This is a genomic window from Acuticoccus kalidii, from assembly GCF_021556395.1.
In the GTDB taxonomy this organism is placed as follows: Bacteria; Pseudomonadota; Alphaproteobacteria; order Rhizobiales; family Amorphaceae; genus Acuticoccus; species Acuticoccus kalidii.
The window spans coordinates 1-23,672 of the sequence record NZ_JAKGCS010000004.1 but is presented as its reverse complement, the minus strand read 5'-3'; the positions used below and the strand labels follow the sequence as shown (position 1 = coordinate 23,672).

22 protein-coding genes are annotated in these 23,672 nt (G+C 63.8%); 16 read left to right on the top strand and 6 right to left on the bottom strand.

The genetic code is table 11. From position 1 onward, the window contains the following. Positions 1-3 precede the first annotated feature (3 nt). Genes L1787_RS00230 through L1787_RS00210 form a run of 5 tightly spaced genes read left to right on the top strand, consistent with a single transcriptional unit; the run spans position 4 to position 2,305 of the window. Positions 4-1,002, top strand: coding sequence for a C40 family peptidase (locus L1787_RS00230; protein WP_235706461.1), 999 nt, complete (start codon positions 4-6; stop codon positions 1,000-1,002). Continuing rightward, positions 999-1,259: a hypothetical protein gene (locus L1787_RS00225; protein WP_235706460.1), complete on the top strand. Its 261-nt coding sequence runs from the start codon at positions 999-1,001 to the stop codon at positions 1,257-1,259. The genes L1787_RS00230 and L1787_RS00225 overlap by 4 nt, the downstream gene beginning before the upstream one ends. Continuing rightward, positions 1,234-1,464 carry a hypothetical protein gene (locus L1787_RS00220; protein WP_235706459.1) on the top strand — a complete coding sequence of 77 codons (231 nt, stop codon included), beginning with the start codon at positions 1,234-1,236 and terminating at the stop codon, positions 1,462-1,464. Before L1787_RS00225 ends, L1787_RS00220 begins: the two co-directional genes overlap by 26 nt. Continuing rightward, on the top strand, positions 1,461-1,961 hold the full coding sequence (locus tag L1787_RS00215) for a hypothetical protein (RefSeq protein WP_235706458.1): 501 nt from the start codon (positions 1,461-1,463) through the stop codon (positions 1,959-1,961). Before L1787_RS00220 ends, L1787_RS00215 begins: the two co-directional genes overlap by 4 nt. Beyond that, a complete protein-coding gene (locus tag L1787_RS00210) occupies positions 1,922-2,305 on the top strand; it encodes a hypothetical protein (protein WP_235706457.1) in 384 nt (127 codons plus the stop codon). Before L1787_RS00215 ends, L1787_RS00210 begins: the two co-directional genes overlap by 40 nt. A gap of 6 nt (positions 2,306-2,311) precedes the next feature. Here L1787_RS00210 and L1787_RS00205 read toward each other — a convergent pair whose 3' ends face one another. From L1787_RS00205 to L1787_RS00195, 3 genes are all read right to left on the bottom strand, one after another. Then, positions 2,312-2,575, bottom strand: coding sequence for a helix-turn-helix domain-containing protein (locus L1787_RS00205; protein ID WP_235706456.1), 264 nt, complete (start codon positions 2,573-2,575; stop codon positions 2,312-2,314). After that, a complete protein-coding gene (locus tag L1787_RS00200; RefSeq protein WP_235706455.1) occupies positions 2,572-2,880 on the bottom strand; it encodes a hypothetical protein in 309 nt (102 codons plus the stop codon). Before L1787_RS00200 ends, L1787_RS00205 begins: the two co-directional genes overlap by 4 nt. 324 nt (positions 2,881-3,204) lie before the next feature. Beyond that, complete coding sequence (locus L1787_RS00195) at positions 3,205-4,746, bottom strand: calcium-binding protein (protein WP_235706454.1); 1,542 nt, start codon at positions 4,744-4,746, stop codon at positions 3,205-3,207. 873 nt (positions 4,747-5,619) lie between these two features. Here L1787_RS00195 and L1787_RS00190 point away from each other — a divergent pair. From L1787_RS00190 to L1787_RS00165, 6 genes are all read left to right on the top strand, one after another. Next, the gene (locus L1787_RS00190; RefSeq protein WP_235706453.1) at positions 5,620-7,206 is read left to right on the top strand and encodes an arylsulfatase; all 1,587 of its coding nucleotides are present in this window, start codon (positions 5,620-5,622) and stop codon (positions 7,204-7,206) included. Between the two features lie 179 nt (positions 7,207-7,385). Continuing rightward, entirely contained in the window at positions 7,386-7,835 is a 450-nt protein-coding gene (locus L1787_RS00185) for a MarR family winged helix-turn-helix transcriptional regulator (RefSeq protein ID WP_235706452.1), read from the top strand. Positions 7,836-7,897: 62 nt separating this feature from the next. Continuing rightward, on the top strand, positions 7,898-8,359 hold the full coding sequence (locus L1787_RS00180; protein ID WP_235706451.1) for a DUF1398 domain-containing protein: 462 nt from the start codon (positions 7,898-7,900) through the stop codon (positions 8,357-8,359). A 240-nt stretch (positions 8,360-8,599) separates the two neighbouring features. Then, positions 8,600-9,955 carry a hypothetical protein gene (locus L1787_RS00175; RefSeq protein WP_235706450.1) on the top strand — a complete coding sequence of 452 codons (1,356 nt, stop codon included), beginning with the start codon at positions 8,600-8,602 and terminating at the stop codon, positions 9,953-9,955. 118 nt (positions 9,956-10,073) lie between these two features. Next, positions 10,074-12,476 carry a heavy metal translocating P-type ATPase gene (locus tag L1787_RS00170; RefSeq protein WP_235706449.1) on the top strand — a complete coding sequence of 801 codons (2,403 nt, stop codon included), beginning with the start codon at positions 10,074-10,076 and terminating at the stop codon, positions 12,474-12,476. A 276-nt stretch (positions 12,477-12,752) separates the two neighbouring features. Beyond that, positions 12,753-13,274, top strand: coding sequence for a GNAT family acetyltransferase (locus L1787_RS00165; RefSeq protein ID WP_235706448.1), 522 nt, complete (start codon positions 12,753-12,755; stop codon positions 13,272-13,274). Positions 13,275-13,334: 60 nt separating this feature from the next. Here the strand turns inward: L1787_RS00165 and L1787_RS00160 are convergent, their stop codons facing one another. Beyond that, a complete protein-coding gene (locus L1787_RS00160) occupies positions 13,335-13,589 on the bottom strand; it encodes a hypothetical protein (protein ID WP_235706447.1) in 255 nt (84 codons plus the stop codon). Between the two features lie 652 nt (positions 13,590-14,241). On the opposite strand from L1787_RS00160, the gene L1787_RS00155 reads away from it, so the two are divergent. After that, entirely contained in the window at positions 14,242-15,069 is an 828-nt protein-coding gene (locus L1787_RS00155; protein ID WP_235706467.1) for an MBL fold metallo-hydrolase, read from the top strand. Between the two features lie 617 nt (positions 15,070-15,686). Here the strand turns inward: L1787_RS00155 and L1787_RS00150 are convergent. Then, complete coding sequence (locus tag L1787_RS00150; protein ID WP_235706446.1) at positions 15,687-18,092, bottom strand: thiamine pyrophosphate-binding protein; 2,406 nt, start codon at positions 18,090-18,092, stop codon at positions 15,687-15,689. Positions 18,093-18,245: 153 nt separating this feature from the next. On the opposite strand from L1787_RS00150, the gene L1787_RS00145 reads away from it, so the two are divergent. From L1787_RS00145 to L1787_RS25895, 4 genes are all read left to right on the top strand, one after another. Then, complete coding sequence (locus L1787_RS00145) at positions 18,246-18,698, top strand: Lrp/AsnC family transcriptional regulator (protein ID WP_235706445.1); 453 nt, start codon at positions 18,246-18,248, stop codon at positions 18,696-18,698. Positions 18,699-19,189: 491 nt separating this feature from the next. Then, positions 19,190-20,005: a type I methionyl aminopeptidase gene (gene map, locus L1787_RS00140; protein WP_235706444.1), complete on the top strand. Its 816-nt coding sequence runs from the start codon at positions 19,190-19,192 to the stop codon at positions 20,003-20,005. 280 nt (positions 20,006-20,285) lie between these two features. Then, complete coding sequence (gene radC / locus L1787_RS00135; protein WP_235706443.1) at positions 20,286-21,722, top strand: RadC family protein; 1,437 nt, start codon at positions 20,286-20,288, stop codon at positions 21,720-21,722. Between the two features lie 478 nt (positions 21,723-22,200). Next, positions 22,201-22,566 (top strand): DUF6538 domain-containing protein, encoded by a 366-nt coding sequence (locus L1787_RS25895; protein ID WP_369415039.1) that lies wholly within the window; start codon positions 22,201-22,203, stop codon positions 22,564-22,566. Here the strand turns inward: L1787_RS25895 and L1787_RS00130 are convergent. Beyond that, a protein-coding gene (locus L1787_RS00130; protein WP_235706437.1) for an IS3 family transposase occupies positions 22,502-23,613 on the bottom strand; the annotation gives its coding sequence in 2 pieces (ribosomal slippage) (positions 22,502-23,358 and positions 23,358-23,613; 1,113 coding nt in all). The genes L1787_RS25895 and L1787_RS00130 overlap by 65 nt on opposite strands. Positions 23,614-23,672: the final 59 nt, after the last annotated feature.

Sequence of the window (23,672 nt, the reverse complement as noted above, 5' to 3'; positions counted from 1 at the left end):
CTCATGGCTGCCGCATCCGCGCAGGTCGCTCTCCCGTGGCTCACGTGGGCCAATGAGCAGGCCGAGAAAGGCATCAACGAGGGGCGCGACAACGACATCATCGTCGGCTGGGCGCAAGACATCGGCCTCGACTGGTTTCGGTCCGCCAGCACGGCCTGGTGTATGGTCTTCGTCAACCGGGCTCTTCTCGCCGCCGGCCTGAAGGGGACCGGGACCGCGCTCGCCCGCGACACCGGCAAGATCGGGACGAAGCTCCGTCGCCCGGTCGTCGGCGCGCTTGCCTATATGGCCCGCGGCAACAGCTCGTGGCAGGGCCACGCGATGATTGTGAAGTCCGTGTCGGCCGACGGAAAGACGTTCACCGCGGTCAACGGCAACGTCAGCAACATGGTGAAGGTCTCGACCTATCGGACCGCCGACATGCTCGGCTTCCGGTGGCCCGAGGGCGCACCGATGACCGCGGATGCACGTGCCGCCTCGATGGGTGCGGCGGCCGACGTGGTGCCCGGCGAGCGTCTCCTGGTGGTCGGTATGTCCGGCGCCGATGTCGAGCTCGTCCAGGTCGACCTCAAGATCCTCGGCTACATGAAGAACGATCCCGAGATCGCGCACTATGGTGAGAACACGCGCCTCGCGGTGATGGAGTTCCAGCGCGATCACGGCCTTTATGTCGACGGCAAGGTCGGCGAGGCAACGGCGCCGGCGCTCTACAACGCGGCGCGCGAGAAGGAGCAGAAGGCCAAGGCGGAATCGGCCGCGAAGAAGGCCGCGACCCCGGCCGCTGCTGCTGGCGTCGGCGCGGGTGCAGTGATCGCCGCCGCCGAGCCGGTCATGAACACGATCGACCGCGCCATGAAGTACAACGACGGCACGAAGTTCGGCCTCTACGTGGCGCTCGGCATTCTCGTCGCGGCTGGCGCGATCCTCGTCTGGCGCTATGCGGTGCGCCGCGGCGCGAGGGAAGGCGTCTCCGACACGCCGGTCATGGGGCAGGCGGAATGAGCGCGCTCCTCGCAATCGCCGGCGCGGTCCTCGGCAATCGGTGGGTGGTGATCGTCGGCGGGTGCCTGATTGCCGCAGCGGCGCTCCTGATCCTCGCCTATAGCTCGGGCTATGAGCACGGCGAGGACAATGTTGCCGTCGAGATTCGCGAGCAGAACGCCAAGTCCGATGGCGCCGGCGGCTCCGGCTGGGACGCGGTCACCGAATGCGAGCTACAGGGGAGGGAATGGGATGCTTCGGCTGACCGCTGCCTTTAGCGTTACGCTCGCGCTCGCCGGCTGCAATCTCACCTCGAACGCGCCGGCCACCGTCGAGGCCGAATGCCGGATCATGCGGCCCGCGCCATATGCCATCAAAGCGGACACCCGCCGCGGGCAGGTCTGGGTCAACGGGACGATCTCGGCGGGCATCCGTGCCTGCGGTTTTCCCGCGCCGCCGCGGACATTGGAGGGGCCGGAATGAGCCATCGCGACGAGATCGAGACGCAACCCTTGGAAGGATTTAATCCGATGCTCACCGTCCGCCGGATCGGCCACGGTGTCAGAAGCCATATTGGCATCCGAGCGACTGAATGGTGGGCGCTCTTGCCTATGGCGGGCATGGGCCTTGTGCTCATGGGCCAGCCCCAGATGTTCGAAACCTCGCCTTCATTCGACACGTTGGAGCGATGGGCGTCACAGGGGGCGTGGTCGACTTTCGCGATCATGTGCGCCTCGTTTCGATGCCTGGCGTTAATCGTCAACGGCACCTTCGCCGCGTTCAGGTTCTCGCCGCATGTCCGCGCGGCGGCTTCGCTCGCCGGCGCTGTGTTCTGGTGGCAATTGACGCTCGGATTTCTCGACGCCGCTCTATTCAATGGCGGCGCGTGGTCGGCCGTGATCGCCTACGGTTCGTTCACCCTCGCCGAGGTCATCAATGTGTGGCGGTCGTTTTTCGATACGGCTCCCGTTCCGAAATGAGCGGTCGCGCTATGGACTGGTCTGCCATCCCCATCACCGACGTCGTCAACGGTGCGATGGTCATCGTCATGCTCATTTTTGCATGGGTCGCCCGCACCTTCGGCGCCAAAGCGAAATCCAACCAGCCGGCCGAGCAAATGGAGCTCGCCGGCGCGATCATCGACAAGACGCAAGCCCAGCGCCTTGAGGCCGCCTTTATCGAGCACACTGAAGCGCTCGAAGCCCTCGGCAAGCATGTCACCGAAAACACGAACGCCCTCAAGCGGAGCGGCGGGGAACTCGCCGACCTTGGGCGCGATATCCGCGAGCTCACGCAGGAGGTGATTCGCAACGGGCGAGGTTAGCGCGAATTAAGCGACCGGCGTGTGGGCCTTGCCCTCTCCGTCCGCCACCTCGCCCTCGGCGTGCTTCAGTCGATGGGCTAGCTCATCTAAGAGGTCCGCGCGTTCTTGTGTGAGGCGCAACAGATCGGCCGACACGCCGTTCGGAACGCCTTCGCCGGCCACCCACCGGCGGACGGTGCGCTCAGACACATCGAGATCGCGTGCGAGCGGGGCGCGCCAGGAGGCCCCGTATAGGGCCTCTCCGATCTCGCGGAGGATCGCGTTCTTCATTCGGCGAGGCCCCGCCAGCGCGCGACGGCCTCTTCGGGCACCGACAGTTCGCGAGCCTCGATGAAGAGGGAATCGCCTGCGTCCGGCGACATCTCATTGACCACGGCGCAACCAAGATCCGGATGGAAAAGGACAGTGACACCGTCGATCAGGTGGAGTTCGTACACTTTGGCGTCGGTGGTGTCGTCCAAAGCGGCGATAGTGTCGCGCTCCAAACGGGCCTCTTCGCGCATATCGATGAAGGGGATAGCCGCATCGATCGCTTCGTCAGTGGTGGTCGCGGTGATTTCGAAGGTCTTGGTCATCGGGTCTCTCCCAGATCCAGCGGGCCTCGTTGTCCTACCGATGTCTGGAATATCGCAATGTCCGGGCTTGCGGACAAGTTCCGGCGGATAAAAATTCAGCGGGCCGTCCAGTTAATATTTGTAAGCGCCGCCCCAGCCCGGCGGGACGGTCGCGCAACGGCGCTCGTCGGCAAGCTCTCGCAACCTGTCGAGCAGTTCCGTCTTGGAGCGGACCGGTAACGCACCAACTTCCGGTCCGCGTCGCCGATGAAGACATCGCATCGTTCGGGAAGGCCCATCACAGCTTACAGATGTGCGACGACTTCACCATTCGCGGCAACCCGTTCAGAAAAGGAAATCAACCGCGCGTAACTCCTGAAACTCGATATCCGTAAGAAGGAGGCTGTGGCGTCCTACGCTGATCAGCAAGCCTTCGTCATTTGCACTTGAATTGAGTGCTATGTCGCGGAGGGAGTTGATGGAATTGATACTCCTAAGGTCTATTCGATCGCCGCGCGAGAAGTCCAGAATCGTATCGTGGCCAGCTCGGAACACGAAGACATCGGGGCCGCGCCCGCCGAACATCGCATCGTTGCCGGGGCCACCATCGAGGATGTCGCGACCAGCCCCGCCGATGAGGCGGTCGTCACCCGGGCCGCCGAAGAGGCGGTCGTTTCCAGCACCGCCGCTCAAGCGGTCGTTGCCGTTATTGCCAAACAGGATATCGTCACCGGGGCCACCGACGAGGATATCACGTCCATTACCGCCGACTAGACGGTCGCTTCCACTGCCGCCGATCAAGCGGTCGTTACCGTTTCCGCCGAAGATACGATCATCGCCAGCGTCGCCAACCAGGCGATCGTTGCCATCATTTCCAAAAATTATGTCGTTCCCGGGACCACCGAAAAGGTTGTCCTTTCCAGGGCCACCTACGAGTCGATCATCTCCAGGGCCGCCAAGAAGCGTATCATCGCCAGCGAACCCGAAAAGCCGGTCATCGCCGCGGTATCCCACAATCTTGTCATCGAAGCGTGTGCCCCTAAGAACGTTGTCGCCGGAATCTCCTACTATAACCGCGCTGTCGCTGTCGTCCGAAATTGGAACAAGCCCGATATCAATCTGGTATGGGGCAGGCACAAATTGAGTGTCGCCGCCGCTGAACGACCCGATCTGGAAGAGGCCGGTGACCTTTACGAAGCCGATGCCGTCAGTGACCGGCCCTTTCAGGGTAATCTCTTCTGGGAAGAGTTCATTGCTGGCGGGAACTGGTACACCGTTTGTCGTTATCTCGGGAACGTAGGCCTCAGCTATGTTGATAGAGAGGAGGTGAAGGGCGTCGCGGAATACATCGTCGATAGGAGAGTTAGCGGTGTCGACCCGCTCTTCCAAGGCATTAAGTTTTGCATAAGCTTCATTTTGTGTCGGGTCTCCTTCGTAAAAATTGAGAATGGCAGTGTAGATTTCGTATTCCTCAGCCGTCCCTGCGCCTAGGCCTCCGGGTAGGTAAGGAGCAAAGAGTTCATAAAAATCTTCATAAATAGAATAGTCTGGCCCGACGGAGTAAGTTGTTTCGATACTTTGGGTGCCAAGGGCGCCGTCGGTCGAGACTGAGATGCTGATTGAATAAAAAGGGTTTCCATCGAGGTAATTGGCCCAGTTGCCGCCATAATCGATCGAAACTGTCAAATAAGCGGTCGCGAATGCGCCATCTTTCAGCTCAACAGAAAACCAATCGGCGGGGTCATCGTGATACGAGTCGACAGTGCCACCAATCTCCAGATGGTGAAGTGAATTCGCCGGCGCGGAAAATACGGCTAAAAACTCAGCATCTTCCCGCGTATCATTCGGGTACACATCAGTGTAAATTACATTAGGTGAAACTGCCACGGGAGCCCTCCAATTGGTCGCGGTTGTAATATTTCTTCGTTATCCTTTGGGCGTTCCAATGAGGCCCGGCGGATAGTTCCACGCATATTGGCGTCGAGATTCAAATACGTTTCCAGCGACTAATGATTGATATATGGATTTACCCGAATTTCCTCAGTGTCGCGTTTAGAAAAATATAAGAAAAACAGCGCTTTAAATAGATACCTTTAAAAGGCAAGATTGGTGCGTCCGTTCGTCGCGCATCTTGCATGCTGCCCATCATCAGCACTCGGCATTCATCGGCGAGGACGATGCAGCAGCGGTGCGCGAGCGCCTTTGTATAGTCCCGTTATAGTCCGGCTTCACGCGAACGCTGACGGAACATGTCGGTTTGGCGCGGCACTAAACGTCAGGGAAAGTGCGCCTGTTGAGGCTGTTGCACTCGTTCACACCGAGGGGGTCACAGGTTCAATCCCTGTCGCGCCCACCATTCCCATTCAAGACCTTAGCCCATTCAAGCACGTGTCAGCACGACGGCGGTGGGCCGCTTCGTGGGCCGTTTCAGCCCGTGAACCGCTGACCGTCGGGTGATTGGGGCCGCGCCACGGTCGCGCTCGGGCCCCGCTCGATGCCGAAATTCTGCCCTAAGTTCACGATCGCCGTGCCGCTCCGTCTCGCGGATCCCGTCAGGCGGGCGTCGTCATGGCCGCACGCCGTGTTTCACGGGCGGCGGGGCATGAAAGGCCGCCGTGCCGCCGCCTCGGCACCAGAGGGGCGAACGATCGGGCCGATCTCGACAGCAATCCCTCAGTCGATCAGCCGGCGGACACTCCAATTGGAGTATTTCAGATGTATTGAATTGCGATATAGTGTTGGAAACTCGGGGAGGTGCACATGAGCTATACTCGTGTTTTTTGCGTCGGCCTTGTATTTTTGATGGCCGGATCAGGGTGGGCGCTGGCGCAAACGCCTGAACGCCCCAACATTCTGGTCATCTGGGGCGATGATATCGGCTGGCAGAACGTCTCGGCCTACGGCCTGGGCACGATGGGCTACACCACGCCGAACATCGACCGGATCGCCGAGGAAGGCATTCGGTTTACAGACCATTACGGGCAGCCGAGCTGCACGGCGGGGCGCGCGGCCTTCATCACCGGCCAGTATCCGATCCGCTCCGGCATGACGACGGTGGGACAGCCCGGATCGCCCCTCGGCCTCCAGGCCGGCTCGCCGACGCTTGCGGAAGAATTGAAAGTGGTCGGCTACCGCACCGGGCATTTCGGCAAGAACCATCTCGGGGACCGGAACGAGCATCTGCCGACGGTTCACGGATTCGATGAGTTCTTCGGCAATCTCTATCATCTGAATACGCAGGAAGAGGCCGAACAGCGGGACTATCAGCGGTTCGGCGAAGCGTTTTCAGGGAGTTTGGAGGCTTACGAAGAGCGGTTCGGAACGCGCGGCGTCATCCACAGCTACGCATCCGACACGTTCGACGCGACGGATCAGCCGCGCTTCGGCGTCGTCGGCAACCAGACCATCGAGGATACAGGGCCTCTCACCCAGAAGCGGATGGAGACCTTCGACGAAGACGAAGTGATCCCGCTCGCCGAAGCCTTCATGAAGAATGCGCAGGAGGCGAACGAGCCCTTCTTCGTCTGGCTGAACACCACGCGCATGCATCTTTATACGCGCCTCAATGACGAGTGGCGCTATGCGGCGGAAGCCTACACCAGCGAGGCCGATTATCACGGCTCCGGGATGCTTCAGCACGACCACGATATCGGTCTCGTGTTGGACTGGCTCGACGAGCAAGGCCTCGCGGACAACACCATCGTCTGGTACTCGACCGACAACGGGCCGGAGCACTCGTCCTGGCCGCATGGAGCGACGACGCCGTTCCGCGGCGAGAAGATGACGACCTATGAAGGCGGCGTCCGGGTCGTGTCCATGGTGCGCTGGCCGGGCGTGCTCGAACCCCGCACCGTGCTGAACGGCATTCAGGCGCACCAGGATATGTTCACGACTTTGGCGGCGGCCGCCGGGATCGACGATGTGAACGCCGACGTCATGGAGCGCAAGCAACAATATATCGATGGCGTGAACAATCTGCCCTATTGGCTGGGCGAGCAGCCGGAGTCGAACCGAACGCACATCTTCCATTATTATGAGAGCATCCTCACCGCCGTGCGGATGGGGCCATGGAAGTTCCACTTCTCGACGAAGGAAGACTATTACGCGAATCTCGTTCCGCGGACGGCGCCGCTCGTGTTCAATATCCGGGCGGATCCGTTCGAGAGCTACGATTCCACCGATGGCTATGGCCATCTGATGCAGAAGGTCTCCTGGCTGATCCAGCCGATGGGCGTGCTGATGCAGGAGCACTTGCAGACATTGGCCGAATATCCGCCAGTCCAAGGGGGATCTTCCTTCAATATGTCGAATATCGTCGAGGACTTCATGAAGAAGGGGCAGCAGTAGCGCCCGGTTCGGCCACGGCCTGGGCGCCTGCCGATGGCGGCGGGCGCCTTCGTTGCGGCCCATGACGGTCGCCATCGCCGTACCGGCGGTGAGGGCACGGCCGGTGCCACCTCCTGGCCGATGAATCTTGTTGACTAGGAAACTTCTTGGGCGCAATTATTCCCCGGATGACACGCTCGATGCCGTCGGTTTCCGATCTCGACAGCCATCTCGGCTATTGGCTGCGGATGGTGTCGAACGCCGTTTCGCAACGGTTCGCCCGCGCGATGGAGGCGGAGGGCGTGACCGTCGCCGAGTGGGTCGTTCTCAGGATGCTGTTCGACGTCGATGGGATCGCCCCGTCGATGCTCGCGGAGCGAATGGGGATGACGAGGGGCGCGATCTCGAAGCTCGCCGAGCGGCTCATCGACAAGGGGCTCGTGGCGCGCGCGCCCAACCCGGATGACAAGCGGGCCCATACCCTCGCGCTGACGGGGCAGGGGCGGGCGCTCGTTCCCCGCCTCGCGGTGCTCGCGGACGACAATGACGCCTCGTTCTTCGGCGCGCTAAGGGCGGAGGAGCGGCGCGCCTTGCGGCGGCTTCTGGAGAAGATCGCCGCCGCGCACGATGTGAAGACGCCGACCGATTAGAGGCCCTCTCGCGGCCGGGCGGCGGACCGGACGGACCACATCATCACAGAAAGGAACGCGCGATGGACGCGCAACGGATGGCACTTGCCCAAAGCTGTCTTGATGCGGCGCATGCCGGGTCGATGAGCTTCCCCGTGATCGTGACGGCGCTGATCGAGGCGGGGTTCGAGGGATATTCGGTCGACTACCGGCGCGGGACGGCGACCTATTATTTGCCGGACGGGGACAGCGTGACCCTCGAAAGCCGGAGCCCGGCCGGACCCGTCGCCGCGACGTTCGACGCGGCCGGCATCGGCGCGCAGGTGGCCTGGGCGCAGTCGGGGGCGCCGGATTATTCCTATGCCGCCTTCTCGGACAACGTGGTGGGGTGCGGCTGTGCCGGATACCTCGTTTCCTTTCTCGGCCGGCGGGTGCTCTACTTCGGACGAACCGCCAAGACCCATGTGGAAGTCTTCCCTGATGCGCCGACCGGGCCCACCCCCGCGCGGCCACGCGTCCCGTCGCACGGCCACGATACCGCCTGATCACCGCCGTCCGCCGTCTTGTATAGGGATCGTATGCGATCGCGGCTCTGTCTGGAGAGTGTTTGGCGATCTCGGAAGCGTTGGTCGCGAAATCTTGGTGTATCAAAGTATTGCAGTTGGATGATTGTTCGTCTTGCTTTATAAAGAGCCGGGATATCGAGCGATCCGTGGTGTCGGTGCTGAAAGGGTGCGGCCTTGGGTGCGGTGTTACACGTAACAGGGGCGCGAATCGTTCACCTCGTGCCGGTTTTTCTGCGAGCTGGCCATTGGCCGATCCGGGCGACGGACCGCAAGGCCGTCATCGACTGCTGGAGCCGGCGGCTGGCGAAGGTGCCGGGATTGCCGATCACCAACTGGCGCGTCGATGACCTCTCCTGGTCGGGGGACGATCCGGCCTCCACCGTCCGTCGCCGCGTCGTGCGGATGATCGGGGATCTTGAGGAGCCCTATCCGGCCGAGATCACCAAGACGCACTTCAAGGCGTACGAGGACGTGCTCGAGGTGCGTGGCGGCGGACCGGGCGCCGGCCAATTCGTCTATGACGATCTGCAGATCGGCTGCCTCGAATTTTCGACCGATCTCGTCGCACGGGACGGCCATCCCATCACCATCGCGCTCCAGGACGGTGAGGCCTGGCGGAACTGGGCGGCCGCTCGCATCGACATGATCGACGGGCGAAAGCTCAAGGTACAGGCCGAGTGGCCGAAGCTCCGCCGCGCGCTGGTCGAGACGATGGATCCGGCCATCCGCTTTCCGGCGCTCGACCGCCTCCGCTCCGGCGGACAGGTGGAGCGCGACGATACGTGCGATGTCTATGGTCACGTCATCATCCTCGCCCACCGGCCGGGCGCTTCGCTCGCGGCCGTACGCGATGACGTGGAGAAGATCGCCGCGGCCAGCGGCAGCGGCGTCATTGCGATCGGCACCGACGATTTTTTGCGGCGCCACCAGATCACGAGCCTGTTCGCCCATGACTATGGCGTCGTGGTGTCGTGCGAAGGGAATCTCGACGAATCGCGGACCGTGAAGCGCGTCGTCGCGCTCGCGCGTCAGTTCTGGATGTCCTATGCCGGGGTGATGGTCGCCTCGGAGGGATTGCAGGCGCAGATCGGCGCCTCGGTGAAGGCCAATGGCGGGCTCTGGAGCGAGCATTCACTGCGGGAGGAGGCCGAGAACTTGACGCGGATCACCGGCATTCTCGCCATGATCCGCTTCGATGCGATGCCCGAAAACTATGTCGCCGACGATCTGGAGTCGACCCTCTACGGGCGCGTGTTCGTGCATTGGAAGATCGACGGCGATATCGCGCTCCTCGATCGGTCGATCGAGGATGCCGTGCGCGTGGTCGATGGTCTGGCCACCCGCGCCACGCAGCGGTCCGAGGTCTGGATCAGCGCGGTGCTCGCCTTCATCGCCGGGCTGACACTGGCGAGCGTTCTCAAGGATTCGGCCGACTTTCTCTTCGATTCCTATAGTGGGCCGTTGCGGTTGACCGATCGCGGCCTGTTCATCGGCGCGATCATCCTGCTGACCGCCGTGTGGATCGGCTGGCAGATGGGCGCGATCCGCAACATCTGGCGCTGGATCCGGCGTTAGCCGCCGCGGTTCGCATCTTGGTGCGACATTCACGCCTCCGCCGGAAGGCGTCCCGGTCGCCGACTTGACCTTCCCATGATGGGAAGCCCCATCTTGGGCGGGTCAAGGAGACCATGCGATGACGCGAACGCATTCATCTAGCCGAGAGCATCCCACCGGCGCCCACACCCACGCCCACGCCCACGCCCACGTCGACGAGAACGAGGCGCGCGCCGCGCCGGGACGGGCGGGCGAAGGGGTCGTGCGCGATCCGGTATGCGGCATGATGGTCGACCCCGAAGGCGGTGGGCCGACACGCGCGCACGACGGGCGCACCTTTCATTTTTGCAGCGAGCGCTGTGCGGAGACGTTCGCGGCGGAGCCGACGCGCTATCTCGAGCCTGGCGCGGCGCCGGCCGAACCGCCGGCGGGCACGATCTACACCTGCCCGATGCACCCGCAAATCGAGCAGATCGGCCCCGGCGAGTGCCCGATTTGCGGGATGGCGCTGGAGCCGAAAGGCGTGGCGGTGGAGGAGGGGCCCAACCCCGAGCTCGTCGACTTCACCCGCCGTTTCGTGGTGGGCGCCATCCTGACGGTCCCGCTCTTCGTCATCGCCATGGCGCCGATGCTGGGCATCGATGTCGGGGCCATGATCGGGCCGCGCCTTGCCCGCTGGATCGAACTCGTGCTCGCGACGCCGGTGGTGTTGTGGTGCGGCTGGCCGTTCCTGGTGCGCGGGGCGAAGTCGTTCCGCTCGGGCCACCTCAACATGTTCAGCCTGATCGGGATGGGCGTCGCCGCGGCCTACCTGTTCAGCCTCGTCGCGGTGCTCGCGCCCGGCCTCTTCCCGGCCGGCTTCCGCGATCATTCCGGCGAGGTCGGGGTCTATTTCGAGGCCGCGGCGGTGATCGTCGTCCTCGTTCTTCTCGGGCAGGTGCTGGAGTTGCGGGCGCGCGAGCGGACGGGCTCGGCGATCCGCGCCTTGCTCGACCTTGCGGCAAAGACCGCGCGCATCGTGCGCGAGGATGGGCGCGAGGAGGAAGTGCCGCTCGAAAATGTCGGCCTCGGCGACAAGATCCGCGTGCGGCCGGGCGAAAAAGTCCCGGTCGACGGCACGGTCCTCGAAGGCCGGTCGTCGGTCGACGAATCGATGCTGACCGGCGAACCCGTTCCCGTCGAGAAGGCGGCGGGCGACGCGGTGACGGGCGCGACCCTCAATGGCTCCGGCAGCCTCATCATCGAGGCGACCGCGGTGGGGGCCGACACGGTCCTTGCCCGGATCGTCGAGATGGTCGCCGCCGCGCAGCGCTCCCGGGCGCCGATCCAGAAGCTCGCCGATCGGGTGAGCGGGGTGTTCGTGCCGGTGGTGATCGTGGTCGCCATCGTCGCGTTCGCCGCGTGGGCGCTGTTCGGACCGGCGCCGGCGCTCGCCCATGCGCTCATCGCGGCGATCTCGGTGCTCATCATCGCCTGTCCTTGCGCGCTCGGCCTTGCGACCCCGATGTCGATCATAGCGGCGACCGGGCGCGGCGCGCATGCGGGCGTGCTGATCCGCAACGCGGAGGCGCTCGAGGGCTTTGCGAAGGTCGACACGCTGATCGTCGACAAGACCGGCACGTTGACGGTGGGGAAGCCGGAGCTCGTCGCGGTGCTGCCGGTCGAGGGATGGGCGGAGGACGACGTGCTGCGTCTCGCCGCGATATTGGAGCGCGGTTCGGAGCATCCGCTCGCCGAGGCGATCGTCCGGGGTGCCGAGGCGCGCGCCCTGTCACTCACGGGCGCGGAGGACTTCGAGGCGATCACCGGGGAGGGGGTGATCGGCCGTGTCGAAGGCCGCGCCGTCGCGCTCGGCAATGCGAAACTTCTCGACCGTCTCGGCGTCACAGCGAGCGAGGCAGCCGAGGCGGACCGGCGGCGCGATGCCGGGGAGACGGTGATGTTCGTCGTCGTCGAGAACAAGCTAGCGGGTCTCGTCAGCGTCGCCGATCCGGTCAAGGAGACGACCGAGGCGGCGCTCGCGGCACTGCACGAAGCGGGCTTGCGGATCGTCATGGCGACCGGCGACAACGCGCGCACCGCCCGGGCGATCGCCGGCAGGCTCGGCATCGACGAGGTGCGGGCGGACGTCTCGCCGGAGGACAAGGCGGCGATCGTCAACGCGTTGAAGGCGGAGGGAAAGGTCGTCGCGATGGCGGGCGACGGGGTGAACGATGCGCCGGCCCTCGCCGCGGCCGATGTCGGGATCGCGATGGGAACGGGCGCGGATGTCGCGATCGAGAGCGCCGGGTTCACGCTCGTCAAAGGCGATCTCCGTGCGATCGTGCGGGCGCGGCGTCTCTCCGTCGCGACGATGCGCAATATCCGCGAAAACCTCTTCTTCGCGCTCGTCTACAACGCCGTCGGCGTGCCGATCGCGGCGGGGCTGCTCTATCCGGTGTTCGGTCTTCTCCTGTCGCCGATGGTGGCCGCGGCGGCGATGAGCTTGTCGTCGGTGTCGGTCATCGGCAACGCGCTGCGGCTGAAGGCGGCGCGGATTTGAGACGGCAGGGACACGATCCGTCAGGCGAGCGCGCCGCGCTGTCGGTGCGTTCGCTGATGGCTGCCGGCGCCGCTCAGCGGTGCGGGATGCGATGAACACGGGGCGTTCGGGCCGTCCCCGTCGCAACGGCATGCATCCTCGGGGATGTGCCGGAATAATGGGTCGGCCTCGAACGATATGAGTGGCGCCCTATAATGAAGCCGAGCAAAGTTATTCGGATCTTTTATAGGGTTTTGCGATGAAGAATACGAATCTGGGTGCGTTATATTTATGCCAATGAGGCATATTTATACGAAGGTCGCGTTGGCCTATTTCGTCATCGCGACCGCCAGCCTCATCATTCTCGCTTTCATTCTGCTCGGCATCGCGTTCGTGGAGGTGGCGACGGGCCTGTTTCGGGACGATCCGGTCGCGACCGTCCTCAGCAGCATCAGCCTTCTCGTGATCGGGTTTGCCGTCGTCGAGACGGCGAAATTCATCGCCGAGGAAGAGATCATCCGGCAGCGCGAGCTGCGATCGACCCGCGAGTCGCGCCGCTCGATCACGAAATTCATCACCATCATCGTGATCGCGGCGAGCCTCGAAGCGCTCGTAATGGTGTTTCAGGCGACGCGCGAGGGGATTCAGTTCGCGATCTATCCCGCCGCGCTGTTTTTCGCCGCGATGTCCTCGTTGGTCGCCCTCGGGGCCTATCAATGGATGTCGAGCCGGATCGGGGGCGAAGAGGGCGCGCCCTCCGCCCGGACGGGACGACGGGGCGACGACGAGGTGACAGACGATGGTGACGACGAGGACTGACGGGGTTTCGCGCCGCGTCGTCCGCTCGGCTCCCGTGCCGGCCGAACCGTTCGGAGCGGGTCACCAGCGGTGCGCGCCGCCCGCTCCCTTGGCGACCGGCGGCGACACCAGCACGGCGACATCGCGCGAGCCGCAGCGGCTGCAGCGCAGCTTGAGTTCGCCCTCGACCATCCGATGATCGTGGCCGAGCCGCTCGGCGAGCAGGGCAAGGTCCACCTCGCGATGGGGGCCGGGACAGGCGCGGCACCAGGCGACCAGCGCCATGCCATAGTCGATATAATCGCCGAGGGTGATGATGTTGACGGGCGTCAGCATGAGGGGCTCCTTGTGCGACCAGCCGGATCTCGCGGTTGGGCGGACGGTTGCGGCGGCGGCATCTCGTATGGGCTCCGCGCGCGACCGGCGTCCGACGAAAGGCCGCCCTCTCGCGGTGCGGCGCATCGGACGAGTCACGGGGTGCGAACGCCCGGGCGATCCGCTCTTCGGCGACGCTGATGCGCGATCCGCGATCCGCTCCGGGGAACGGCTCCGCGCCGGATGGCGACGTCCATCAGAACGGGCAGCGATCGGCGCATCGAGATCCCATGCCGCGAACCGGTGACTGTTGCGATGATGGTTAGGAACATATATAGAACATTTGGCATTCCAGCCAGAGGGAATGTCAACGATTTCGCTTTTTGTCCCACCCGGCCCAAAGGCCAACCGCACCTCGCCGGTGTGCATCGCCGCCGCATCCCTCCGCAAAGGCCGGTTCGCATCGACGGGCCGTGCATCCCTCGCGAACTTCTTTATAAGGGCATGCGGCCACACCCGTTTCGCGGGGGCCGGCCCGCCAGGCTCGCGGGCCATGTCGGCCAAGCACGGAGAAAGACGCGGCGTATCGCCATTGGCTGCGGGCGATCGGAGGCATTGTGTGAACGATTTCGATCCACGACACGGCGAGGCCGTCGACCTCGGCAACGCGATCATGCGCGTGACGGCGCCGAACACCGGCCCGTTCACCGGCGCGGGGACGAACACCTATCTCCTCGGCGAGCGCGAACTGATGGTGGTCGATCCGGGGCCGGACGACGCTGCGCACCGCGATGCGCTGATCGCGGCGATCGCCGGGCGTCCCGTCACGCATATCCTCGTGACCCACACCCATCGTGACCATGTCGACGGTCTCGCCAAACTCGTGCGGGCGGTCGGCGGCGAGACCGTGGGGGAAGGGCCCTATCGCGATTCCCGCGTGCTGCGGCCCGGTGAGACGAACCCGTTCGCGAAGGCCTCCGATACGGGCTTTCACCCCGACACGCTTCTCGGCGATGGCGGCCGCGTCGCGAACGCCGACGTCACCGTCACGGCGATCGCGACGCCTGGTCACACGGCGAACCATCTCGCCTTCACGGTCGGCGACGATCTCCTGTCCGGCGATCACGTCATGGGCTGGTCGACGACGGTGATCGCCCCGCCGGACGGGTCGATGGCGGACTATATCACCTCACTCGACCGGCTCATCGCGCGGCCGCATGCGCGTTATCTGCCGGGCCATGGCGATGTCATCGCCGAGCCGCAGCGTGCGGTGGCGGCGATGAAATCGCACCGGCTGATGCGCGAGCGGGCGATCGTCGACCGCCTCCAGAAGGGGGACCGGACGATCGTGGCGATCGTCGAGGCGCTCTATGTCGGGCTCGATGCGCGTCTCAAGGGGGCCGCGGGCCTGTCCGTCCTCGCGCATCTCGAAAAGCTCGAAGGAGACCGCAAGGTCGCCTCAGAGGGGTTTGGCACGGAGGCGAGCTGGTCGCTCGTCTGAATGCGTGCTCGGCCGGTCCGCCGTGCGATCCGGGTGGCTCCAGTCGCCGCCCGGCGGATCCACTCGGCGAGGCTCGCCCTAGCGTGCTCGCCCGTGCGCAATGCGACGCGGGGCGTGGCGCGATCAAAACCGGAAAACCGGGACCGGCGCGGCCACGCCCATAGACGGCCAACCCCCATCATCGGCACTCATGGCCGAGCCGGACACCTCCTCGGGCAGCCCTCGCGAATGGGCGCTCCCGCGGACTCCTTTCGCGCAGCGGCCTCCCGCGCGCTTCGATCGCAATCTCGATCGGATCGTCGAGGCGCGCCCCTAAAACCCAGATACGAACCGGATTAGCAGCCGCCTGTTGGTCAGTCCGGTCGCGGCCTCCCCGATCGAGGCCGCGTCCGCGCAATCCCGCCCGCGCAGCGGCCTCCCGCGCCCTTCGATCCGCAACCTCGATCGGACCGTCGAGGCGCGCCCCTAAAACCCAGATGCGAGTCGGATCAGCGGCCGCTTGTTGGTCCGTCCGGTCGCGGCCTCCGTGATCGATGCCGCGTCCGCGCGATCCCGTCCGCGCAGCGGCCTCCCACGCGCTTCGATCCGCAACCTCGATCGGATTGTCGAGGCGCGCCCTAAAGCCCCGAAACGAGCCGGATCAGCGGCCGTCCGTTGGTCAGCCCGGTCGCGGCTTCCGCGATCGAGGCCGCGTCGATCCCATAATGCCGGTAAAGGTCACTCACCGTCCCCGTCTGGCCGAACCGGTCGACGCCGAGGCTCACCGTTCGGTGGCCGGCGACGCCGCCGAGCCACCCGAGCGTCGCCGGATGCCCGTCGATCACCGTGACGATCCGGCAATGGCCAGGGAGGGGGGCGATGAGGCGTTCGATGTGGCTCGCCGCGCCGAGTTCGCCCGCCGCGCGCGCCTTTTGCGCGTGATGCCAGCCGGCATAGAGACGGTCCGCCGAGGTCACGGCGAGGACGCCGATATCGCGGCACCGATCGGCGAGCATTCCCGCCGCGGCGATCGCTTCGGTGCCGACCGTGCCCTGATAGGCGATCACCAATTCGGCGTTCGGCCCCGGCTCCTTCAACCATGTCGCGCCGTCGATGACCTCCTCGGCGAAGTGCGGATTGGATCGCCTGCCGGGCTGTTCGATCTGCCGGGTCGAAAGGCGGAGATAGACCGACCCGCCTGCCGCATCGGGAAGCCAGGTACGGGGATCGGGGGTGGCCGACCCGTCGCGCTGCATGAACGCGAAGGCCCATTCCATGATGATCGCGAGTTCGTCGGCGAAGGCGGGCTCGAAGCTCGCAAGGCCGTCCTGGCTCATGCCGATCAGCGGCTGGGCGATCGATTGGTGCGCGCCGCCTTCGCTCGCGAGCGAGACGCCGGACGGCGTGCCGACGACCATGAAGCGTGCGTCCTGGTAGCAGGCATAATTGAGCGCATCGAGCCCACGCGACACGAACGGATCATAGAGCGTTCCGACGGGCAAGAGCCGCTCGCCGAAGAGCGAATGGCTGAGCCCGGCCGCGCCCAGAAGGAGGAAGAGGTTCATCTCGGCGATGCCGAGTTCGATATGCTGCCCTTCTGGCGAAAACTCCCATTTCTGCGTGCTCGGGATCCGCTCCCGGCCGAACGTGTCGGCGAGCGCCTCGCGCGCATAGAGTTGCCGCCGGTTCACCCAAGGGCCGAGATTGGTCGAGACGGTGACGTCCGGCGCGGTGGTCACGATCCGGCTCGCGAGCGCCGTGTCGGACTTGGCGATGGTGTCGAGGATCTTGCCGAAGGCGGCTTGCGTGGAGATTGCGGTTCCCGACGGTGCTGGCGCATCGAACACGGCGGACGGCACGCCAATTTTCTCCGCTTCGTAGCGCCGCGTTCCTTTGGCGAAGAAAGGCACGTCGGCGAGGAAGGCGCGCAGCGCGGCCTCGTCCTCGTCGAGCCCCTCGAACAGATCCCATTCGTGACCGGCGCGAATGTTCATCGCGGCCTGCAGGGTTTCCATCTGCGCCGCCGTCATCAGGCCGGCGTGATTGTCTTTATGCCCGGCGAGCGGGGTGCCCCATCCCTTGATCGTATAGGCGATGAAGACGGTCGGACGGTCGTGATCGATGGCGGCGAAGGCGCTCACGAGGCTTTCCACGCAGTGGCCGCCGAGATTGCCCATGAGTTCGGCAAGGGCCGCATCACTGCGCTTTTCGATGAGCGCCGTCACCGGCCCCTGATCACCGATCGCGTCCAGCAGCGTCTTGCGCCAGACCGCACCGCCTTGGAACATCAGCGCCGAATAGAGCTGATTGGGGCAAGCATCGATCCAATTTCTCAACGCTTCGCCGCCCGGCTCGGCGAACGCCTCGCGCTGCAATGCGCCATATTTCAGCGTGACGACATCCCAGCCGAACGCCCGAAAGACGGTTTCGAGGCGCCGATAGAGCCCCTCGCGGACCACCCCGTCGAGGCTCTGACGATTATAGTCGATGATCCACCAGGTGTTCCGAAGGTCGTGTTTCCAGCCTTCCTGCAAGGCCTCGTAGACATTTCCTTCGTCGAGCTCGGCATCACCGACCAGCGCGATCATGCGCCCTTCGCGCCCGATATCCGACGGCCAGGACTTTGCGCGAAGATAGTCCTGGATCATCGAGGCAAAGAGCGTGATCCCGACTCCGAGGCCGACGGAACCGGTCGAAAAATCGACATCATCCGTGTCCTTCGTGCGGCTCGGGTAGGACTGAGCGCCATGATAGCCGCGGAAATTCTCCAATTTCTCCCGGCTTTGATGGCCCATCATATACTGGATGGCATGAAAAACCGGCGAGGCGTGGGGCTTCACCGCGACGCGATCCTCCGGCCGCAGCACGTGGAAATAGAGCGCCGTCATGATCGACACCATCGACGCGCTCGACGCCTGGTGCCCGCCGACCTTCAGCCCGTCGATCTTCTCGCGTCGATTGGCGCGGTCGATCAGCAGGCAGGCGAGCCACAAGATCTTCTTTTCGAGATGATGGAGCGTTGCGATATCGCCGCGATCGGACATGTCGGAGCGCCTCGTTGAGGTTGCGGGGAGGGGCGTTGGTCTCCGATTCTAGTGCGAGCACGATGGCACGTCCTTGCGAATTGCGGCGCAATGGGCCATCTCGGTGATGGATCCTGCCGATAAATCTAAATTCGTTGGAGGAATCTGCCAAGAATGGACAGAATCGATCGCCATATCTTGCAGGCGTTGCAAGAGAACGCGCGCCTGACCAACCAGGAGCTCAGCGAGACGGTGGGGCTCAGCCCGTCGCCATGTCTGCGACGGCTCAAGCGGCTCGAGAGCGAGGGCGTGATCACCGGCTATCACGCCGCGGTCGACGAGGAAAAACTCGGCCTGCCGGTTGCGATATTCATGTCGGTCAAGCTTGAGCGTCAGGTCGATTCCGAGCTTGGTCGCTTTGAGGCTGAAATCAAGAAATACCCCGAAGTCGTCGATTGCTGGCTGATGACCGGAGAAAACGATTATCTTCTGCGTATTCTTGCGCCGGGCCTGAAAGAATATGAGCATTTTCTGACGGGTATCTTCACGAAAATCCCCGGCATCGCCTCGATCCATTCCTCCGTTTCCCTCCGGCGCGTCAAAGCTGCGCCGCCGCAGCCGGTCTGAGTCCCGCTGATCGCCTGTGGCGCTCTCGCTCCCGGCCGGGAGCTCTGCCCGGCGCGATGGCGAGCGCGCGCGAGTGCGTCGCCGGGCAGTGGGGGCGGGCGCCGCGATCAGCGCAGGCAGCCGCGACGGGGAGGGCGCCGACAGGGCGGCGGCGCATTGCCGCGAGTCTGCGACCGGATGTCGAGCGTTCGGGCGGCCGCTTGAGGGGAACCGGCACGGACTTCGCCCATTGAGCGGCGCCGGCTTGGCGCTCGCGCTCTCAAATTTCCGCGCCATAACGTAGGCCATCGGGAACGCGGTTGCCCTCCGCCGTGTGGAGGGCCACCGCCATCTTGTCCGAAGCAGTCCTGATCGTAACCCGCTAAGCGTTCCGCCAAGACGCGCTTACCGAGTGCGGTATAGGATGGGACACGTCCCAATCGCGGCCCGGCGACTTGCCACCGGCGGCAAGATCCCCGACATAGGATGTGTGAAGAGCGTGGTGATCGCCCATGGTTGAATTTATCGATGCGGATACCGCACCGACCCGCAACACGGGGCAGGTTCGTCTTTACGGGCCTGAGGGCTTTGCGGGCATGCGCGCGGCGGGAAGCCTCGTCGCGGCGTGCCTCGACGAGTTGGAAAGCCTGATCGTCCCCGGCATGACGACGCAGGCGATCGACGATCACGTCCTCGCCTTCGCCGCGCGTCACGACGTCGTCCCCGCGACGCTTTATTATCGCGGTTATCGCAAGGCGAGCTGCACCTCGGTCAATCATGTCGTATGTCACGGCATTCCGGCGCAGAAGGCGTTGAAGGAGGGGGATGTCGTCAATGTCGACGTCACCTTCATCAAGGACGGTTGGCATGGCGATTCTTCCCGCATGTACCGTGTTGGGACCGTGCGGCGCGCGGCCGAGCGGCTCCTCAACGTCACGCTGAAGGCGCTCGCGATTGGTGTTGCCCAGGTCAAGCCGGGCAACACGACGGGCGATATCGGGGCCGCGATCCAAGCCTATGTCGAGGGCGAGCGCTGTTCCGTCGTCCGTGAATTCTGCGGCCATGGCGTTGGGCTTTTGTTCCACGATATGCCGAACATTTTGCATTACGGGCGACCCGGCGATGGTGTTCGCCTCCAACCGGGGATGATCTTCACGATCGAGCCCATGGTGAATCTCGGCCGGCCGCACGTCAAAGTCCTCTCCGACGGGTGGACCGCCGTCACGCGTGATCGTTCGCTTTCGGCCCAATACGAGCATTCCGTCGGCGTGACCGAGGACGGATGCGAGATCTTCACCGCCTCATCCCACATGATCGCCCGCAATTAACGCCTGCTTGCCGCCAATCTGGCGGCAAGGTCGAGCGTAGGGAGAGCGCGATCCGGTCCGGATCGTGAGAGCGGCATCGCCGTGCCCGTTCGACATCGGTCATGAACGCATCTCCTGCGTGATTGCTATCTTAGGTAGTTTGGTTGGTATGAGGGTGCACTTTTTGATTGCGCCGCGCAAGCCTCGGGGCTACAATATGTTCGTGTTTCGTTTTGGGCTTTAGTTATCCCAATGGCCGGCTCGCGTGAGGCTGACCACGAGGGCGACGAAGGATCCGGCGATGGATAATGAAGATGAGGTGATCCTCGCTCTCCTGCGACGAGGGGTGTCCGAGATTTGCGCGCCGGATTCACGGCCAAGTTCTGAAAAGCCATCCATCATGGCGAGGTCCGAGACGACGGGCCTGTCCCAACCGATGGACCTTGAAGCGGGCGATCTCTACCGGCCCTCCGATCTCGGAACGGCGCTCGGGGGAAGCGTCGATGTTGGCCCCGCCTTGCCCGAGGCTGCGGTCACGGCGGCAAAACCACGGCCGGAGAAGAGAGCGCGACGGGTGCCGCGGAAGGGAAACCCGCCGTGCGGCCCGCTGCTTCCGGCTGGCGAAATGGCGTCCACCCGTCCCTCCGAGAGCATGATCGAGGCGTTCGAACGTCCGCCGCATCACGCGACGCGCGGGTCCATCGGCGCCGGCGCATGTGGCGTCAACGCAGTGCAAAGCTCTGATACAGGGCGCCGGAAGATCGAAGGGAGCTCTGACCGAAAGGGCGCACAAGGCGCGGATCGTGGGCCGTCGACCGATGCCGAACCTGTCGAGATTGCAAAATTACGGCCGACCGCAGTGCGGAGGTCATCGTTGACATCTCGCGCCGCGATGACCAGTCAGCCGTCTCTTTTCGCGGACACACCGGCCCGAAGCCATTGCCAGCAAAGCGCGGCAGAGGGCTCGCCGGTGGCCGAGTCTCGAAGCTCCCGTGCCACCGGTCCCGGGTGGAAGAGCGAACATGCCAGGCCGTCGGAAATCCAGTCGCAAAGCGCGCGCTCTCCCACCGATGACGTGGCCGCAGGTCATCGCCTCCGACTTCGCGCACGATTCGACCGTGGTGAGCGGCTTGCCGACTATGAGCTTCTAGAGCTTCTGCTGTTTCGGTCGGTCCCTCGTCGAGACACGAAGCCGATCGCGCGCGCTCTCATGAAGGCATTCGGATCATTCGCGGCCGCCATCGCGGCGCCGACGTCACAACTCGTCAAAGTCAACGGTGTCGGCGAGAAAGTCGCCTCAGATTTCCGATTGGTCCGTGCGGCGGCGGAGCGGTTCTCCTATGCCTCGCTCGAAGAGCGAAAGACTCTGAGCTCTACAGACGCTGTTGCCGAATATTACCGGCCTCAGCTGCGGCTCGCCAAGCGAGAAGAATTCCATATCTTATTTCTCGACCGTCGCAATCAATTCCTGCGCAGCGAATGCGTGCAAGTCGGCACGATTGATCATGCACCGGTCTATCCCCGAGAAGTCTTAGAGAAATGTCTGGAGGTCGGCGCATCAGCCATCGTGCTCGTCCACAATCATCCATCCGGTGACCCCACTCCATCGCGAGCGGATATCACAATGACGCGTTCGATCCTGGAAGCCTTGCAGCCCGTGAATATCGCTGTCCACGATCATCTGATCATCGGAGGGGATCGATATACGTCATTGCGGCAAGAGGGAGTTATTGAGTGAAGAGGGTGACGCTGGTTGAGATTCGAATATTGTAGAAGTGATCGTGCGTATATGAGTTAAGTTCTTTTGTATGATAATATTTATTATTTATCGGTGTGGTCTATTTGGTTTTATGGGCGGAGAATTCACAATTTGAAGTGTTGCGCTTGGTTGGCTCGTTTCTAACGGGCCGGCGCTTCTCCGATTGGTCTTTAGAAGAATGTGTGATTCCTTTAGTTCTTTCGGTGCCGCGCTTCTCCAAACGCGCGTCGGCCAACCGGCTGCAATCGCCTGCTCTACAGGGCTGACTTTGCGAAGAAAATCGAAATCGTGTCCCCGGCAGGAGGTGATTGCTACGTAGCAAAACACCGCAGAACGCCTGAATGACGCAGTATTCCTGGCGATCTGCACAGAAAGTGCCACCAATTTTGCTACGGTGTCCGCTTCCCCATCATCGGTTTTAGGCCTATGAGATTTGCCTCTCTGCGGGGCAAAGACGATGCGACCGGACACCGGGATGATCCTGCGCGGGACCACGTGGTATCTGAAGGTGGACGTGCCGACGGACGTGCGGGCCGAGTTCGGTCGGACGCAGGTCTGGAAGTCACTTCGCACTGGAGACCTCAGAGAGGCGAAGGCGCGAGCCACAACGCAACGAGCAGCGCTGCAGTCTCAATGGGATATCATTAGGGAGGCTCGCCGGCCCAAGGCGCAACCGCAGCCACTGTCTGACCGAGATATTCAGTACGCCGCGCTGCACGTCTTCGCGGGCCTTGACGTTGCCCCCGAAGTGTCCCCGCTCATAGCTGGACTCTGTTCGTGTTGTGGTCCTGTCGGGACCGGGTTGCAAACTCGTTCGGGGTGAGGCCGCCGAGGCTGGTGTGCGGGCGGTCGTGATTGTAGTCGGCCCGCCATTCCTCGATGAGGCGGCGAGCAGCCGGCAGGCTGCGGAAGAGGTGCTCGTTCAGGCACTCGTCTCGGAACCGGCCATTCAGGCTCTCGACGAACCCGTTCTGCATCGGCTTGCCGGGGGCAATGTAATGCCACTCGACGCGGCGATCCTCCTGCCATTCGAGGATGGCGCGGGAGGTCAGTTCCGTGCCGTTGTCGCTAACGACCATCAGCGGTTTGCCACGCTGGGCGATGAGGCTGTCGAGCTCTCGCGCCACCCGGGCGCCCGACAAGGACGTGTCGACGACCAGCGCCAGACACTCGCGGGTGAAGTCATCGACCACGACCAGCACACGGAAGCGACGCCCGTCGCTGAGTTGGTCGGAGACGAAGTCGAGGCTCCAGCGCTGGTTCGGTCCCTGCGGCAGCGTCATCGGCGAGCGTGTTCCGATCGCACGTTTGCGGCCGCCCCGGCGCCGCACGGTCAGCCGTTCCTCCCGATACACGCGGAACAGCTTCTTGTGGTTCACCTCGATGCCTTCGCGTCGCAACAGGATGTGCAGCCGCCGATAGCCGAACCGGCGCCGCTCGTTCGCTAGCGCCTTCAGCCGTTCGCGCATGGCCGCGTCGTCCGACCGCTGCGACTGGTAGAGGTAGGTCCTGGGATGCATCCCGATCAGCGCACAGGCGCGCCGCTGGGAATATCCCTTCGTCTCAATAGCCCAGCTCACGAAGCCTCTCCGCGCGCCGGGCGTCAGAAGTTTTGTCCCAGAGCGTCTTTCAGCGTCGCGACATCGAGCATCTGTTCGGCGAGAAGCTTCTTGAGGCGAGCGTTCTCATCCTCCAGCGCCTTCAGTCGCCTAGCGTCCGAGACCTCCATGCCGCCGTAACGCTTGCGCCAGGTGTAGAAGGTCGCATCGCTGATCCCGTGCTTGCGGCACAGCTCTGTCACGCCGATCCCCGCCGAATGCTCCTTCAGCACCGCGATGATCTGCTCCTCACTGAAGCGACTCTTCTTCATCTCCGTCTCCTTCCGACGGAGTCCAGTTCAGACCGAGGACACTTCAGGGGGCAACGTCA